At 64.8% G+C, this 14,925-nt stretch carries 14 protein-coding genes; 5 read left to right on the top strand and 9 right to left on the bottom strand.

Translation table 11 applies throughout. The features are described 5' to 3' along the window. The first annotated feature begins 54 nt into the window (after positions 1–54). The 3 genes from AAHM38_RS17395 to AAHM38_RS17405 all read left to right on the top strand — a co-directional run bounded on the left by AAHM38_RS17395 (position 55) and on the right by AAHM38_RS17405 (position 3,642). On the top strand, positions 55–714 hold the full coding sequence (locus tag AAHM38_RS17395; protein ID WP_116576000.1) for a cysteine dioxygenase family protein: 660 nt from the start codon (positions 55–57) through the stop codon (positions 712–714). After that, positions 711–2,360, top strand: coding sequence for a rhodanese-related sulfurtransferase (locus tag AAHM38_RS17400; RefSeq protein WP_116576001.1), 1,650 nt, complete (start codon positions 711–713; stop codon positions 2,358–2,360). The genes AAHM38_RS17395 and AAHM38_RS17400 overlap by 4 nt, the downstream gene beginning before the upstream one ends. A gap of 394 nt (positions 2,361–2,754) precedes the next feature. Beyond that, on the top strand, positions 2,755–3,642 hold the full coding sequence (locus AAHM38_RS17405) for an EamA family transporter (protein WP_116576002.1): 888 nt from the start codon (positions 2,755–2,757) through the stop codon (positions 3,640–3,642). Between the two features lie 62 nt (positions 3,643–3,704). On the opposite strand, the gene AAHM38_RS17410 is transcribed toward AAHM38_RS17405, so the two are convergent. The 6 genes from AAHM38_RS17410 to AAHM38_RS17435 all read right to left on the bottom strand — a co-directional run bounded on the left by AAHM38_RS17410 (position 3,705) and on the right by AAHM38_RS17435 (position 9,752). Further along, positions 3,705–4,106 (bottom strand): type II toxin-antitoxin system MqsA family antitoxin, encoded by a 402-nt coding sequence (locus AAHM38_RS17410; protein ID WP_103519026.1) that lies wholly within the window; start codon positions 4,104–4,106, stop codon positions 3,705–3,707. A 2-nt stretch (positions 4,107–4,108) separates the two neighbouring features. Continuing rightward, the gene (locus tag AAHM38_RS17415; protein WP_116576003.1) at positions 4,109–4,408 is read right to left on the bottom strand and encodes a type II toxin-antitoxin system MqsR family toxin; all 300 of its coding nucleotides are present in this window, start codon (positions 4,406–4,408) and stop codon (positions 4,109–4,111) included. A 72-nt stretch (positions 4,409–4,480) separates the two neighbouring features. Beyond that, positions 4,481–6,493 (bottom strand): putative bifunctional diguanylate cyclase/phosphodiesterase, encoded by a 2,013-nt coding sequence (locus tag AAHM38_RS17420; protein ID WP_116576004.1) that lies wholly within the window; start codon positions 6,491–6,493, stop codon positions 4,481–4,483. Next, the gene (locus tag AAHM38_RS17425) at positions 6,490–7,062 is read right to left on the bottom strand and encodes a YfiR family protein (RefSeq protein ID WP_116576005.1); all 573 of its coding nucleotides are present in this window, start codon (positions 7,060–7,062) and stop codon (positions 6,490–6,492) included. Before AAHM38_RS17425 ends, AAHM38_RS17420 begins: the two co-directional genes overlap by 4 nt. After that, positions 7,059–9,074, bottom strand: coding sequence for a TonB-dependent receptor plug domain-containing protein (locus AAHM38_RS17430; RefSeq protein ID WP_116576006.1), 2,016 nt, complete (start codon positions 9,072–9,074; stop codon positions 7,059–7,061). Before AAHM38_RS17430 ends, AAHM38_RS17425 begins: the two co-directional genes overlap by 4 nt. Positions 9,075–9,332: 258 nt before the next feature. Continuing rightward, entirely contained in the window at positions 9,333–9,752 is a 420-nt protein-coding gene (locus AAHM38_RS17435) for a F0F1 ATP synthase subunit epsilon (RefSeq protein WP_004633929.1), read from the bottom strand. A 236-nt stretch (positions 9,753–9,988) separates the two neighbouring features. Here AAHM38_RS17435 and AAHM38_RS17440 point away from each other — a divergent pair, with 236 nt between their 5' ends. Continuing rightward, positions 9,989–10,924, top strand: coding sequence for a LysR substrate-binding domain-containing protein (locus AAHM38_RS17440; protein ID WP_116576007.1), 936 nt, complete (start codon positions 9,989–9,991; stop codon positions 10,922–10,924). 45 nt (positions 10,925–10,969) lie between these two features. Then, on the top strand, positions 10,970–11,653 hold the full coding sequence (locus AAHM38_RS17445; RefSeq protein ID WP_009241855.1) for an HAD family hydrolase: 684 nt from the start codon (positions 10,970–10,972) through the stop codon (positions 11,651–11,653). 59 nt (positions 11,654–11,712) lie between these two features. Here the strand turns inward: AAHM38_RS17445 and AAHM38_RS17450 are convergent, their stop codons facing one another. Genes AAHM38_RS17450 through phnX form a run of 3 tightly spaced genes read right to left on the bottom strand, consistent with a single transcriptional unit; the run spans position 11,713 to position 14,896 of the window. Then, positions 11,713–12,936, bottom strand: coding sequence for a TIGR03364 family FAD-dependent oxidoreductase (locus AAHM38_RS17450; RefSeq protein ID WP_116576008.1), 1,224 nt, complete (start codon positions 12,934–12,936; stop codon positions 11,713–11,715). Beyond that, complete coding sequence (locus AAHM38_RS17455) at positions 12,937–13,962, bottom strand: putative 2-aminoethylphosphonate ABC transporter substrate-binding protein (RefSeq protein ID WP_009241857.1); 1,026 nt, start codon at positions 13,960–13,962, stop codon at positions 12,937–12,939. A 55-nt stretch (positions 13,963–14,017) separates the two neighbouring features. After that, the gene (phnX, locus tag AAHM38_RS17460) at positions 14,018–14,896 is read right to left on the bottom strand and encodes a phosphonoacetaldehyde hydrolase (protein WP_116576009.1); all 879 of its coding nucleotides are present in this window, start codon (positions 14,894–14,896) and stop codon (positions 14,018–14,020) included. Between the last annotated feature and the right edge of the window lie 29 nt (positions 14,897–14,925).

Consider the following 14,925-nt stretch of genomic DNA (forward strand, 5'->3'; position numbering starts at 1 on the left):
GCCGCCAACCAAGTCCAGCAAGATGCCCAAAAATCCCACATCAGGAACCTGTCGATGAGCACGCCCGTACTCGCCACTGTTTCCGCTGCTGCTTCGCCTGCGGCACCCGCACAAACACAGTCCATCGCGCCGCTGCGTGAGTTCGTGACGGCGCTGTCGCGCCTGCTGGATCAGCAACCGACCGAAGCCGAAATCCTCTCGCGCGCCGGCGCCCTGCTCAGTGCGCTTGTCGCCCGCGACGACTGGTTGCCCGCTGAATACGCCCAGCCGCACCCCGAGCACTTCCAGCAGTTCCTCCTGCATGCCGATTCCGGCGAGCGCTTTTCCATCGTCAGCTTTGTCTGGGGCCCGGGCCAGCGCACACCCATTCACGACCACACCACGTGGGGCCTGATCGGCATGCTGCGCGGCGCCGAATACTCGCAGCCGTTCAAGCTCGACGCCCAAGGCAAACCCCAACCCGACGGCCCGGCGATTCGCCTGGAGCCAGGCGCTGTGGAACACGTCTCGCCGCGCGTGGGTGACATCCACCGCGTGCACAACGCCTTTGACGATCGCACGTCGATCAGCATCCACGTCTATGGCGGCAACATCGGCGGCATCCACCGCTCCGTCTATACGGAAGACGGCGAGCGCAAGCCGTTCGTCTCCGGCTATTCGAATACCCATCTGCCCAATCTCTGGGACCGTTCCAAGGACACGCCCGCATCATGAGCACCATCATCGACGCTATCGACGCCATCGAATCGCCGGTCGCTGCACCGCTGGCCGAAACCCACGTCCCGACGCTGGCGTATGCCGACGTGCGCGCCGCCCTGCTGGCCCGCAAGGAGATCGCGCTGGTCGACGTCCGCGAGGAAGACCCGTATGCCCAGGCGCATCCGTTGTGGGCAGCCAACCTGCCGCTCTCCCGGCTGGAGCTGGAAGCGTGGTCGCGCATTCCGCGCCGCGATACGTTGATCGTGCTGTACGGCGTGCACGATGGCGTGGACCTCGCTCCGCAAGCAGCCGCCAAGCTGGCTGAACTGGGCTATACGCGCGTGTACCTGCTCGAAGGCGGACTCGATGGCTGGCGCGCAGCCGGCGGCGAAGTGTTCCAGGACGTGAACGTGCCGAGCAAATCCTTTGGCGAATACGTGGAGGCGCATCGCCACACGCCATCGCTCAGCGCGCAGGAGGTCAAGGCGCTGCTTGATGCCAAGCGCGACGTGGTGATCGTCGATTCGCGCCGCTATGAAGAGTTTCAGACCATGAGCATCCCCACGGCGACGAGCGTGCCGGGCGCCGAGCTGGTGCTGCGCATCCGCGAGCTGGCGCCGGACCCGAGCACGCAGGTCATCGTCAATTGCGCGGGCCGCACGCGCAGCATCATCGGCACGCAATCGCTGGTGAATGCCGGCATTCCCAACCCGGTGGCGGCACTGCGCAACGGCACCATCGGCTGGTTGCTGGCCGATCAGGTGCTCGACCATGGCGCCAGCCGCCGTCACCCGCAGGAGGTGTCTGCCGAAACACGCGCGCAGGCACAGGCCGATGCGCGCGCCGTGGCCGAGCGCGCCAACGTGCCGCGCATTGCGCTGGCTGAGGTTGCCAAACTCGAGACACCGGACCGCACGGTCTACAAGCTCGACGTGCGCACGCCCGAGGAATACGCCGCCGGCCACCTGCCCGGCTTTGCCAGCGCGCCCGGCGGCCAGCTCGTGCAGGAAACCGACCATACGGCTGCCGTGCGCGGCGCGCGCATCGTCCTGGCCGATGACGACGGCGTGCGCGCCGACATGTCCGCCTCGTGGCTCGCACAGATGGGCTGGGAGGTTTATGTCGTCGATCCGGTCGACGCGAGCGAGCGCAGCGTCACCGGGACGTGGCAGACACCTGCCCCGCCGCCGCCCGCCGTGCGCACCGTTGACGCCCGCGCTCTGGCAGGCTGGCTCGAAGCGGGCGACACCGCCGTCATCGACGTCACACGCAGCGCCAACTACGTTGCGCGGCATATTCCGGGCGCGTGGTTTGCCGTACGTTCAGACTTGCCCGCAGCGCTGGAACGCATCCCGGCCGCACGCCGCTATGTGCTGACGTGCGGTTCCAGCCAGCTCGCCCGCTTTGCCGCCGCCGACCTCGCCAAGCTGACGCATGCCGAGGTGTGGGTGCTCGACGGCGGCACCGCAGCCTGGGTGGCTGCCGGCCTGCCCGTTGAAGCCGGCGAGACCCGCCTTGCCTCAGACCGCATCGACCGCTATCGCCGCCCGTACGAAGGCACGAGCGCGCCGCGTACCGCGATGCAGGCCTATCTCGACTGGGAGTTCGGGCTGGTCGAGCAGCTGCGGCGCGACGGAACGCACGGTTTCCGGGTCATCTGACTGGCCGCCAAGGTTCGGAACGTCACGCTTGGCGTTCTGAACTCGACACTTGAAGTTCCAACACTCCACGCTTGAGGTTCCGGACGCCACGCTTGAGGTTCCGAACTCCACCGTTGGCGTTCGGAACGTGACGGGTGGCGTTCAGAACCTCGATAACTCGTAGTGCGAACGCCAACATTGAGGTTCTGAACGCCGTGCATGGGGTTCCAAACCCCGCACGCCGGTTTCATAACCGGGAACGCGAGGTCTGGAACCCCATGATTGGAGTTCCAAACTCCACACACGCCTCAGCTCACTTGCTTGCTAACAATGTTCACAACGAGCGATAACAAAACTCGTTTTGCGCATAAGCCCACCTTGCGTAGCATCGGGACTTCCTCGCAGAGGTTCCGTCATGTCCCCCTTCATCGCCCTGTGCCTGCTCATCACCTACGTGGTGTGGGGCACAACGTATCTCGCCATCCGTTTTGCGCTGACCGATCTGCCGCCCTTTCTGATGATGGGCTCGCGCTTTTTGGCTGCGGCGGTGCTGCTCGCCCCGCTGGTCGTCCTGCGACAGCGCAAGCGGCCCGAAGAACGGCCGTCCTTGCGCCAGGTCCGCAACTGCGCATTGATCGGCGCGTTCATGCTGGTGGGCGGCATGGGCATGACGGCGGTGGCCGAGCAGACCATCTCGTCGGGTGCGACCACGGTGATGATTGCGTCCATGCCGCTGTTCTCCACGCTGTGGACGCTGCTGGCCGGCGGCCGCCTGCGGGCGTATGAAATTGGCGCGATCGCGCTGGGCAGCATCGGGATTGCGGTGCTGTTTCGCGGAGCGGAATTTCAGGCCAGCACGGTCGGCGTGCTCGCGCTGACCACCGCCATTGCGTCATGGTCGTTCGGCTCGCAGCTCTCCAAGCGCATCGACATGCCCAAGGGCATGACGGCTTTCGTATTGGAGATGGCCTTTGGCGGCGTGGCGCTCGTCGTGCTCAGCCTCCTCACCGGCGAAACGTGGCCCAGCCACATCGGCACGCATGCCGCGCTTGCGTGGGGCTACCTTGTGGTGTTCGGCTCGGCCATCGCGTTCACGGCCTACATGGCGCTGGTGGAACGCGTGTCCACCGTCATGGCGACAAGCTATGTGTATGTGAACCCGCCCATCGCCCTGCTGATGGGCGCATGGCTGGCCGATGAAGTCGTCGCACCGCAGACGCTGGGCGCAACGGGCATCATCCTCGCGGCCGTGGTGGTGCTGACAGCCGGGGCAACGCGCGCGGCGCGGCGGGCGGCTGCTTGAACGTGCCCGATGGTGGCCGAAAAAAAGCCCGCACATTGGCGGGCTTTTTCTTTGGAGGGCGGTCAAGCTGTCTTGATTTCAGCCAGCAGATCGGGGTGGTGGTCGAGAAGCTTCAAGAGTTTCACCAGCGCCAGAGACGGTTTCGTCTTCCCCGTCTCATAGCGCGAGAACGCATTGACGCCGCCGCCAAAAATCTCGGCGGCCTCGCGCTGGTCCAGATTCAGTTTGCGCCGCACCGCCGCAATGTAGGCCGGATCAACATAGCCGGCATTCACCTGGCGCTGAAACGCCGACACCAGTTCGCCATACCGGTCGCCCTGCTCGCGTTCGAGCACGATCTCGTCGCATGCCGGGCAAAACTCTCCAGTGACGGACGGGATGACAGTCGTCTCGCCTTTGTAGGCGTACGGCACATCGCGGGTGTCATGAACCAGCTCGGCGGCACCGCAGCTCGGGCATTTCATGGTCAAAGCTCCTTGAAGGAAACGATCAGCACGCCATCAACGACGGTCAGCTTCAGGTAGACGTCTTGACCCTGCGCCTTGGCGTGATAGACGTCTTGCCACACGCGGTGGTCGGCATGGGTCGTCATGCTCTTGTAGAAGCAGTGCAGCGTCAGCGTCATGACGACTGCGCACATGCCCGCCAGATCCGTGATGCCGAGTTCGAGCGCCCCCTCGTATGCACTGCGTGTCGCCCGTACGCTGCCCGATCGGATCAGTTCACGGATGAGCGACAGCTTGGCGTGTGGCGTACGTTTTTCCATGCACGCCAAATTAACCTAGTTGGTTAGTATACCAAATAGGTGAATTCTGAAGACGGTCTTCTGGGAGAGAAGTTATCCGGCCAACGACGACGGCAACGACGCGCTCGGCTCCGCTTCGCCGTCGGCAAACGCGGCGGTTCCGTCGTCCTCGGCGCTGTCCAGCCGCTTGAGCCAGGCCATCAACGCGTCGGCTTGCTGCGGGCGCGAGAACAGGTAGCCCTGCCCCAGGTCGCATCCGGCGTCGCGCAGCAACGCGAGCTGCTCGGGGTCTTCCACGCCTTCGGCCACCACCTGCATGCGCAGGCTGTGCGCCATGGCGATCACCGCGCCGGCAATGGCCTCGCCGTCGCCGGGCATGCGCTGCACGAAGCTGCGGTCGATCTTGAGCTTCTGGATCGGAAAACGCTGCAGATACGCCAGCGACGAATACCCGGTGCCGAAATCGTCGATCGACAGGCTGATGCCAGCCGCGTGCAGGGATTCGAGCAGCGCGATGTTGGCTTCGATGTCTTCCATCAGCACGCTCTCGGTAATTTCGAGTTCGAGCTGATGCGGCGGCATGCCGGTTTCGCGCAGCACGTCCATGACGTTTTCCACGAGCGCCGGGTCGCGCGTCTGCCGAGCCGACAGGTTGACGGCCACGCGCAGCGTGACGCCGTCTTCGCGCATCCAGCGCACGGCTTGTTGGCACGCTGTACGCAGCACCCACAGGCCCAGCGGCACGATCAGCCCGGTTTCTTCCGCCACGGCGATGAACTCGCCCGGGCCGATCAGCCCGATCTCGGGATGGCGCCAGCGCACCAGTGCTTCCACGCCGTAGACGTTCGCCCTGGAGATCACCGCGTCGTGAGCATCGTCGGTGCGCAGGCGCACCTGCGGCTGGTAGGCCAGCAACAACTCTTCGCGGTCGAGCGCCCGGCGCAGGTCGGCTTCTACGCGCAGGCGGCGGCGCGCCTGCTGGTCCATCTCCGATGTGAAGCTCGCCGACGCATTCTTGCCGTGGTTCTTGGCGTGATACATGGCCGTGTCGGCGTTGCGCGTCAGGGCCTGCACGTCGCGCGCGTCATGTGGATACAGGCTCACGCCCACGCTGGCCGTCACGTAGATCTGGTGCAGGTCGAGTGCAAACGGCGCCGCCAGCGCGGCAAGAATGCGCTTGGCCAACCCATCGGCCAGCGTTGCGGCTTCCGTCGCGGCAATCTGTGCGCGCCCCGACAACTCTGCGATCACCGCGAACTCGTCTCCGCCGATGCGGCACAGCACGGCGCGCAGGTTGGCCTGCTCGATCACGTCGTTCAGCCGCCGTGCAACCTGGCGCAGCAGGCGGTCGCCGTTGTTGTGGCCCAGCGTGTCATTGACGACCTTGAAGTTGTCCAGATCCAGCAGGAGCAGCCCAACCGCCCCCGTCTGGCCTGCGCGCTTGAGCGACACCTGCAGGCGTTCGTTGAAGGCGTGCCGGTTCGGCAGTTCCGTCACCGAATCGATGTGGGCCAGGTAGTCCAGGTGCGCCTCTGCCTGCAGCACCGCGCGGCGCATGCGGGCGATCACCAGATACGCGAGGCCCATTGCACCGATGCCCACCGATACGGTCAGCACCGCATAGCCGAGCAGTTGCATGTACAGCTCGCTGAGGCTGGAGCGCACCACCACGTAGCCGATCACGCGGCGCTCCGATTCCACGGGCTCCACCACCTCCAGCGTGGTGAGCGTCGATACAGCCGACTCGCGCAGCATGGCGGCATCGGGTGCGCGGACGGGCGCGGCATCGCCGTGCTGATACAGCGCCAGCGGCTTGCGCAGCGCGCTGAAAATGCCGGCAGCGCGCAGTGACGGCGATGCCCCCAGAGCGCCCAGCGTTTCTTCTGCCGCGCGGCGGTCATTGAAAAGCAGCGCTGCCACGCTGTTGGCACCCACGATGCGCGCCTGCACATGCACATCGCGCACCAGCGCCGCATGCAGCGCGATGAACTGGAACACGATGAGCAGGAAGCCGGCAATGGTCAGTGCCGCACCGGCACCGGCCATATTGGCTCGCACCATGGAGTGCCCCAGGCGGGGCCGAGGGGTCGTAACGTACAGGCTCATTGCACGGTCCTTGCCAGGCGCAGCAGTTGTGAGCTGAGTTGCAGATGGGCTTGCCGCGCGGCCACAGAATCGATGTCGAAGACCACGCGATCGTCATGCAGCGTCAACGCGATCATCGGTTCGGGGTTGCCGGGTGCGCGCTGGTTCTTGGGGCTGTCGGACACCGTCAGCATGGGCGTGGCCGGATCGACACGCACGACGTTCGGAGCACGCGTGTCAAACACCAAGACATGGCAGCCGGCAACGATACCGTCATTGATCTTTCGGATTTCCAGGCGGTGTCCGCGCACGGGTTTTCCTGTCAGTTTTTCCAAGGCTGCCTGCAACGGATGCTGTGCTGTCACGCACAACACCATCGGGGCGTCGGCCTGCATGGCATCAGCCGGCCAGTTGGTGAACAGCGCAAAGTTGTAGATGAATGCTGCCTTGACCTGCACCTCGCTGGCCTGCATCTGCGCGTGCGTAGCGCCCATGCATACCACGCCAGCCAGCACGGCACCCAGCGCCGCACATAACCTGCGCGGGCCTGCTCTTCGGGCGCGTCGGACGGTGCCGTGCGGGGTGTTCATCGGAAGGTGTAGGTGAGTTTCACGCGAAAGGTACGGCCATCCTGATCGATGGATGGCTGCGGTTGCTCCGGCCCGGCCGGATCGGCATAGCGCCGATCGAACAGGTTGTAGACGCTGGCCGACATCTCCAGATTGGGTGCCAGCTGCGCCGCCAGCAAGGTCAGGTTGGCGATCCAGTAACCGCCCACTTGGCCCGTTGTCGTCAGCCGATTACTGATGTATCGCGCCTCGATCCCTGCGCGCCAGTCGTCACGCCACACGGGCGTGGTGGCATTGACCTTGAGCATGTGACGCGGCGAATTGGCCAGCGTCTGGCCGGTGTCGATGTCTTCGGAACGCTGGAAACTGTAGCTGGTGCGCAGGCGCGTGCCGCCCGGCCAGGTCTGCTCGTAGCCGAGTTCTGCGCCCCGCGTGCGCACGCGCGCCACGTTGCTGAAGTAGAGCAGCCCGGTGTTCGGGTCTTCGCTCTGGCTGATCTGGTTGGAAACGTTGTTCTGAAACACCGACAACGTCGCCTTGCCGCCCACAGCCACTTGTTGCTCGACGACCGCTTCATACGTACGGATGCGTTCGGCCGACAGCCCGTGGGTAGCCTGCTGGCCGCCGGGCGCGCTGCTCTGATAATTCAATTCGTAATCGTTCGGCGCGCGATAGGCCATGCCGTAGATCGCCTTGACGGTGGTCGTTGGGGCGGCATGCCAGATCAGGCCCACACGCGGGCTGAAGATGCCCGGGGTAAAGCTCGTGTGGTCGTAGCGCAGGCCCGTATCCAACAGCCAGTCCGGGTGCAGCATGAATTGGTCCTGCACATATACGCCCACGCGGTTGTTGGTGCGATGGTCGTCCAGGTAACTGACGTAGGGCACCGTATCGAAATTACGCATTGCATCACGGTAGTCGCGCTGCAGCTCGGTACCCATGACCAGCGTGTGGCGTTCGATACGGCGCGTCACGAGCTTGAGTTCCGTGCCGTACCACCCGGTATCGAACACATCGCGGTTGATGCCGGCCGGGGGCGGGTTGTACGTGTAATCGCCCAGCGACGCATACCGCCCCCAGAACAGCCGCGCGGACACGTCGGTCGTGTCGTCCAGTGCGTGTTGCCAGGTGCCGTTGAATATCTGCCGCGTGTCGACAGCGCGCGAGCGCGGGTCGTTGAAGCTCTGGTTGTACGGCGCAGTCGGCACGCCCTTCGTCCGATCGACGTAGCCGAAGGTCATCCCGAACTCGCCGAAACTGCCCTTGGCGAACAGACGCTTGGCGCGGTCGAAATCCATGCCGCGGGCCACACCGTCACTCACGCCGGGCTGATTGAACTCGGCAAAGTACAGGTCGCGGCCCGGGGCATCGCTCACGCTGGCCGACAGCAGCCACTCGGCACCGTTCTCGGCTCGCTTGCCCCACGTCAGGCGGGCATCGCGCGCATTGGCGCTGCCGGTCGATCCACTGGCCTGCACGCCGTCGATGTCACGGCCGCGCTTGGTGATGATGTTGATCACACCGAACAGCGCGTTCGACCCGTACACCGCCGAGCCCGCTCCGGGCACGTACTCCACCCGCTCGATCAGGTCGACGTTGAGGATGGCTTCGGTGCCGACGGCCGCCTGATCGAAGATCGGATCGTTGGTGCGATGACCGTCGATCAGCAACAGGAAGCGGGTGTCGTAGTCGCCCGCCCGTAGAAAGCCGCGCGCCCCAAGCGTGTTGTAGCTGCGATCGTAGTTGGTGTAGAGCCCTGGAAGGCTCCCCAGGATGTCGGCCAGCGTGCGCCAGCCATAGGCTTTGATGTCCGCCGCGGTAATGACCGAAACGTTGGCGGGCGCCTCATTCGCGGCTTGCGCGTACTTGGATGCGCCCGTGACGACCTGCACCTGCATGAGTTGTTCGATAGGCAACGCGGTCAGGTCTGTCGCGTCTGTTTGGGCCAGCGCTGCCGTGGAAAGCAACGTAACCGCCACCGCAAACATTTGCGCAATTCGGCTCGGGTCGAGCAGCGCCCACGGCAAGCGCATTGGCAACGAGAACACATGCTCTGCACTCGGATGTTTCAAGCAACCAGGCCCAAGCGCACGGGCAATCACAACAAGGGGCGACATCAGCAGAACCGGCGGAACCGATCACGTCTGTGGGGCGACGTTCGGCGGGAAATTCGATCGTTCTGCTCTAAAACGGAGAACCGGCGCGGTTCTTTACCCCACCCGTGGTGGGACGACACGTCAGCGCCGTTGTGGTGCAGGGCAGCATGGCCCCTTTCTTGTGATGGCCAAGCCTCAGCGGCGGCGCTTGCGCAAACGCTCGATGGCGGCCAGTTGCGCGACGGCTTCGGCCAGCTCCGCCTGCGCGCGTGCGTAGTCGAATTTGCTTTGGCTGTTCTGCATAAGCTCCTCGGCCGCCTTGCGGGCCTGCTGCGCTTTCGCCTCATCCAGGTCGTGTGCGCGCACGGCGGTGTCTGCCAGCACGATCACCTGCTCCGGTTGCACGTCCACAAAGCCGCCGGCTACAAAGAGGATCACTTCTTCGTTGTTCTCCTGCGTAACGCGGACACTGCCCGGGCGCATGCGCGTCAGCAGACGTTCATGGCCGGGCAAGATGCCCAGTTCGCCCTCGGTGCCGGGGATCACCACAAACTTGGCATTGCCTTCGTACAGCCGTTCTTCTGCCGTGACGACGTCGACCTTCAGCACCGGCATGGTCTCTCCTCTATTACGCGCATAGGTGGACACGGTAGCACGATGTGCGCCCGCGCCGTCCTCGCGCGCCCTTCCTTTCGATGCGACCCACGCCACGTTGACCTGCGCGTGGCAATCGCCGCCGCCCACGCGCCTGTCCATGGCTGACCGTAAGGTTTTACCGCATGTAGCGTCACAAACGCTGCCTAGACTGGGCACCTGACGATCAAGAAAAGACATATCAGGGAAACACAAGCATGCTGGCCGATCTATTGATGTCCTTCTTCGAAGTGGCGCGCCAGGGCAGCGTCACGTCGGCCGCCAAGCGCCTGCGTCTGTCGCAGCCCACCGTGACGGGGCGCATCCGCCAACTGGAAGAGATGTACGGCGTGGAGCTGTTTCACCGCCGCGGCAGCCGGCTGGACCTGTCCGATCTGGGCGTGAGCCTCATGCCCATCGTCGAGCGCCTCGCGCAGCAAGAAGGCGACGTCGATTTTCTCCTGCGCAATGCCGGCGATCTGCGCACCGGCAACCTGCGCGTGGGCGCAACGGGCCCTTACTACATCCTGCCCAGCGTGGCGGCGTTCCGAACGCGCCATCCAACCATCGAAATCACGATCGAGTTCGGCAACTCGCAGCAGATGCTCGAGGCACTCTCCGAAGTACGTATCGACCTGGCCGTTTCCTCTCACGCCGTGGACGACGAACGCCTGCATCGCATCACGCTGGCCGAAGACACGATGGTGCTGGTGGTGCCGCTGGACCACCCACTTGCACGTCTCCCGAGCGTCACACTGGATGACGTTGCCGGCTGCCAATTGCTGATGCGCGAACCGGGCTCCGTCACCCGTCGCGTTACCGAAGACGCGTTTGCCGCGGCCGGCATCGAGCCTGCCCGCACGAGCATCATCGGCAGCCGGGAAGCCATTTACGAAGCAATCAGCCTGGGGCTGGGCTGCAGCATCGTTCCCGCACGTGAAGCACCGCGCCGGCCCGATGTGCGCGTGCTGCCGTTTGCTGGCAACGCGCCGGTCATCCACGAATACCTGTACTTCCTGAAGGAGCGCAAGGACGCGCGGCTGGTGCGGGCGTTCCTCGACTGCCTGGACCCGCAGTTGGCCCACGCACCCGAGAAAAAGGCCGATGCGTTCATCGCCAAAGTTATGGCGATGGACACAGCCGCGACGCGCTAGGGTCGTAACCTCGCGGTTTTTCAACCGCCCCTGCCCGCCCGCTGTATGCAATCGCTTGCCCTGTTCGATCTGGACCACACCCTGCTGCCCATTGACAGCGAATACGAATGGGGCCGCTTCCTGGTCGCCCAGGGCGCGGTGGACCGAAACGAGTTCGAGCAAGCCAACGAACGCTGGATGCGGGAATACCGCGACGGCACGCTCGACTTTGCGCGACACGCGCGCTTCTCGCTCGGCCTGCTGGCCCAGCACCCGCGCACGCGGCTCGACGCCTGGCGTGCGACGTTCGTGCGCGAAGTCATCACGCCCGCCGTGCTGCCGAGCGCACGGCAACTGGTCGATACACACCTGCGCGCCGGCGACCTTTGCTGCATCGTCACCGCCACGCACCGCTACCTGGCCGAGCCGATTGCCGCCGCGTTCAACGTGCCACATCTGCTGGCGGTGGAAGGCGAGACCCTCAACGGCCAGAGCGATGGCGCCTTCACGGGTAACCCGCTCGGCACGGCCACGTTTGGCGCGGGCAAGATCGTGCGCGTCACGGAATGGCTCGCACAGCGCGGCCAGCGCATGACGGATTTCACGCGCACCGTGTTCTACAGCGATTCACGCAACGACCTGCCGCTGCTCGAGGCCGTTTCGCATCCGGTGGCCGTGAGCCCCGACAGCACTTTGCGTGCCGTGGCCGAATCGCGCGGCTGGCCCATCGTCGAACTCTTTCCTGCCTGAAAACAAGAACGCCCGCGCGGCGTGAACCGTGCGGGCGTCTGTGCTGAACAGTAGCGATGTCAGGCGGCCACGTCTGCGGGCACGCTTGCCGGCGGTGTCCACTGCGGCAGCTCGGTGCCGTCGACCAGCGCATCCATATGCCGATGCGCCAGCGCCGGGCCCACGCTCATGCCGATGCCGCTGTGCATCAGCGCGACTGTGGTGCGGTCATCGACGCGGGTAATGGAGAATGCGCCGCTGCCCGGCACACGGCACTTCGCGCCGTATACGCCCTGCCAACGCTCGACCACGCGCACCTTGGCTCCAAAGGTGTCACGTGCGAGATCCAGCAAGATGTTGTCGACCGACTCGGCATTGAACGGGCGCGCGTCCTGGCCGTAGTCGTGCGAATCGCCAACGATCCAGTCGCCATAGGGCGTCGGGCTCACCAACAGGTGAATGCCATGACGCGCCAGCTCCGGGCGCTGATGCTCGATCTGCATGGCCAGCGCCTGGGCGGTCGGCAAGTCTGCAAAGGCACCGTAGTGCGTGCATGACAAGCCGGTCAGCACGGCGTGTTCCAGGCGGAAGCCGTCTTCGGGCGTGACGCGCAGCATCTGCAGGCGGCAAACCTGCGGTTGCAGCGCGCGAAGCTGGTCAGCACACAGCGTCTGGTAATCGTGACCGCTGCAGACAACCACACGCTGGGCGTTGCACACGCCAGCGGTCGTCTCCAGCCGGCCGCCTTCCACATGGCGCACCAGCGTCCCGAAATGGAAACGCACGCCTTGCTTGGCAAGCCACGACGCCAACGCCGGAATGGCTTCGCGCGAATAGAGCTGCAAATCGTCGAAGCCCTGAAGCGCCGCGCGGTGGCGCAGGAAACGGCCATCGTAGAGATTCGCCAGGTCTGCGCTGCGCAGCAGCTTCACGTTGTAGCCGAAGGCCGGTGCACGCGTTGCCATGAACTCGTCCAGCACGTCTTCTTCTGCGGCATTGCGGGCAAACAGCAACGCACCGTTCGCTCGCGCAAAGATGTCGGCCTTGTCGGCCCAGTCGAGATACAGCGCGCGGCTTTCGCGCGCAAGGTCCAGCATGATGCCGGGCGGCTGGCCAGTCACCAGCATTTGACCGAAATTGCGGATGGATGCGCCAACGGCAATATCGCTGCGCTCGAACACCGTCACGCGCAGGCCGCGTTTGACGGCAGCGGCCGCATGCGCCAAGCCCAGAATGCCAGCCCCGACAATCGCGACGTCGGTGCTGGCATCCAGGCCCCCGGAAGTTGCGGGAGCTTCAATCACTTACTTCTTCTCCGACTTGCCGTCGTAGCGCTTCGTCCACTCGGCCAGGATGCGATCGCGGTTGGCGCTGGCCCATGCAAAGTCGTTCTTGATCAGATGCTTCTCGTAGTCGGCCGGCAGCAGCGGATCCGGCTTGGAGAAGCCCGGCGTGGCAACCACGGCAAAGTTCTTCTCGTACAGCGCCATGGCAGCCGGGCTTGCCGAGAAGTCAGCCAGCTTCTTGGCCGCTTCCAGGTTCTTGGTGCCCTTCATGATGCCGGTCGCCTCCACGTCCCAACCCAGGCCTTCCGACGGCAACACGATATCGATCGGGGCGCCTTCCTTCTTCGATTTCACTGCGCGGTATTCAAATGCGATACCGATCGGGAACTCGCCCGAGGCTGCCATCTTGCAAGGCTTGGAGCCCGAGTGCGTGTACTGGCCGATGTTCTGGTGCAGCGCGTCCATGTAGGCCCAGCCCTTCTGCTCGCCCATCATCTGCAGCCAGGCGCTGACGTCCAGGTAACCGGTGCCCGACGAAGCCGGGTTCGGCATGACGATCTTGCCGGCATAGACGGGCTTGGTCAGGTCGGCCCACGACGTCGGCTTCGGCAGATTCTGCTTCTGTGCTTCGACGGTGTTGAAGCAGATGGCGGCGCCCCAGGCATCCATGCCTACCCATGCCGGCGGGTTGGCCTTGTCGCGGTAAGTCGCACCGATCTTCGCCAGATCGGCCGGTGCGTAAGGCGTCAGCATGCCTTCCTTGTCCAGGATGGCCAGGCTCGATGCGGCCAGGCCCCACACCACGTCGGCGCGCGGGTTGTTCTTCTCGGCCAGCAGCTTGGCGGTGACGACGCCGGTGGAGTCGCGCACCCACTTGATTTCGATGTCCGGATTGGCCTTCTCGAAGGCGTCCTGGTACGCCTTCACTTGGTCAGCTTCCAGCGCCGTGTACACGGTCAGCGTGGTCTTGGCGAACGCCGACGTGGCAAACGCCATCGTTGCCGACGTGATTGCGGCGGCCAGCAGGGAAAGACGTGCGGTCATGGTTTCCTCGATATGGTGTGATGCAGGGGACAAGACAACAAACAGGACAACAAACTCAAATGCACTGCGGGCGTTCACCGCGCGCGAGGCGGCGGTTGATGTCGGCCACGACTTCGGGCAGATCGGCAATCGTGTCGATCTCGTAATGCGGACGGCAGGCGGCAAAGCCGGCGGAGATGGCAACGCGATGGCGCGCACGCTCGTCCGCAGACAGCGCGGTGTACTGCTCGTACGGCAGGCCAAGCGCATTGCCCGACATCAGCAGCGCAACGGTCCACATGCCGGCGCGGCGGCCCTCTTCGATGCCGGGCACGGTGTCGTCGACCTTCACGCAGGCCGCCACATCGCCAATCGCAAGGTCGACCACGCAGCGCAGTGCCTGCGCGGGCCATGGGCGGGCGCGGGGCACTTCGTCGCAAGCGATCACGCAGTCGGGCGTGTAGCCGGCCTTGGCAGCCAGATCGATCACGCGGTCCATCACCACGCGCGGGTAACCGGAGCACGTGCCGATCTTCAAACCCGCTTCGCGCAGCGCGGCGACGGTGTCCAGTGCGCCCGGAATCATGGCGGAATGCGCTCCCACCTTTTCGATCTGCAACGGCATGAAGCGGTTGTAGATGGCCGTGACATCGTCATCGGTCGGCATGCGGCCATGCGCGAGCGAGAAACGCGCGGCGATGGCACCGTCGTTGCACAGCGTGCGGATGTGGTCCCACTTGCCCAGGCCCATCGGGCCGCGTGCTTCGTCCAGCGTGATGGCGACGCCAAACTCGGCAAACGCTTCGACGAAGATCTGCGTGGGCGCAAACGAGCCAAAGTCGACCACGGTGCCGGCCCAGTCGAGCACGGCGGCTTCCAGGCGCAACGGCGTGCCGCCGGGGTTAAGGCGGTCTGCGCTTGCCTGGCGCGTCGTGATTGGCGAGGAATCACCCATGTTCTTGCTTCCTTTCAGCAGTTGCTGCT

This window comes from Ralstonia sp. OTU4908, from assembly GCF_038440115.1.
Taxonomy (GTDB): domain Bacteria; phylum Pseudomonadota; class Gammaproteobacteria; order Burkholderiales; family Burkholderiaceae; genus Ralstonia; species Ralstonia pickettii.

What these genes read in the sequence shown, in the direction of transcription:
- AAHM38_RS17395 (WP_116576000.1), top strand. Translation starts at nt 55, where the DNA reads ATGAGCACGCCCGTACTCGCCACTGTTTCCGCTGCTGCTTCGCCTGCG.
- AAHM38_RS17400 (WP_116576001.1), top strand. Translation starts at nt 711, where the DNA reads ATGAGCACCATCATCGACGCTATCGACGCCATCGAATCGCCGGTCGCT.
- AAHM38_RS17455 (WP_009241857.1), bottom strand. Translation starts at nt 13,962, where the DNA reads ATGACCGCACGTCTTTCCCTGCTGGCCGCCGCAATCACGTCGGCAACG.
- AAHM38_RS17405 (WP_116576002.1), top strand. Translation starts at nt 2,755, where the DNA reads ATGTCCCCCTTCATCGCCCTGTGCCTGCTCATCACCTACGTGGTGTGG.
- AAHM38_RS17435 (WP_004633929.1), bottom strand. Translation starts at nt 9,752, where the DNA reads ATGCCGGTGCTGAAGGTCGACGTCGTCACGGCAGAAGAACGGCTGTAC.
- AAHM38_RS17430 (WP_116576006.1), bottom strand. Translation starts at nt 9,074, where the DNA reads ATGCGCTTGCCGTGGGCGCTGCTCGACCCGAGCCGAATTGCGCAAATG.
- AAHM38_RS17440 (WP_116576007.1), top strand. Translation starts at nt 9,989, where the DNA reads ATGCTGGCCGATCTATTGATGTCCTTCTTCGAAGTGGCGCGCCAGGGC.
- AAHM38_RS17415 (WP_116576003.1), bottom strand. Translation starts at nt 4,408, where the DNA reads ATGGAAAAACGTACGCCACACGCCAAGCTGTCGCTCATCCGTGAACTG.
- AAHM38_RS17410 (WP_103519026.1), bottom strand. Translation starts at nt 4,106, where the DNA reads ATGAAATGCCCGAGCTGCGGTGCCGCCGAGCTGGTTCATGACACCCGC.
- AAHM38_RS17445 (WP_009241855.1), top strand. Translation starts at nt 10,970, where the DNA reads ATGCAATCGCTTGCCCTGTTCGATCTGGACCACACCCTGCTGCCCATT.
- AAHM38_RS17420 (WP_116576004.1), bottom strand. Translation starts at nt 6,493, where the DNA reads ATGAGCCTGTACGTTACGACCCCTCGGCCCCGCCTGGGGCACTCCATG.
- AAHM38_RS17425 (WP_116576005.1), bottom strand. Translation starts at nt 7,062, where the DNA reads ATGAACACCCCGCACGGCACCGTCCGACGCGCCCGAAGAGCAGGCCCG.
- phnX (WP_116576009.1), bottom strand. Translation starts at nt 14,896, where the DNA reads ATGGGTGATTCCTCGCCAATCACGACGCGCCAGGCAAGCGCAGACCGC.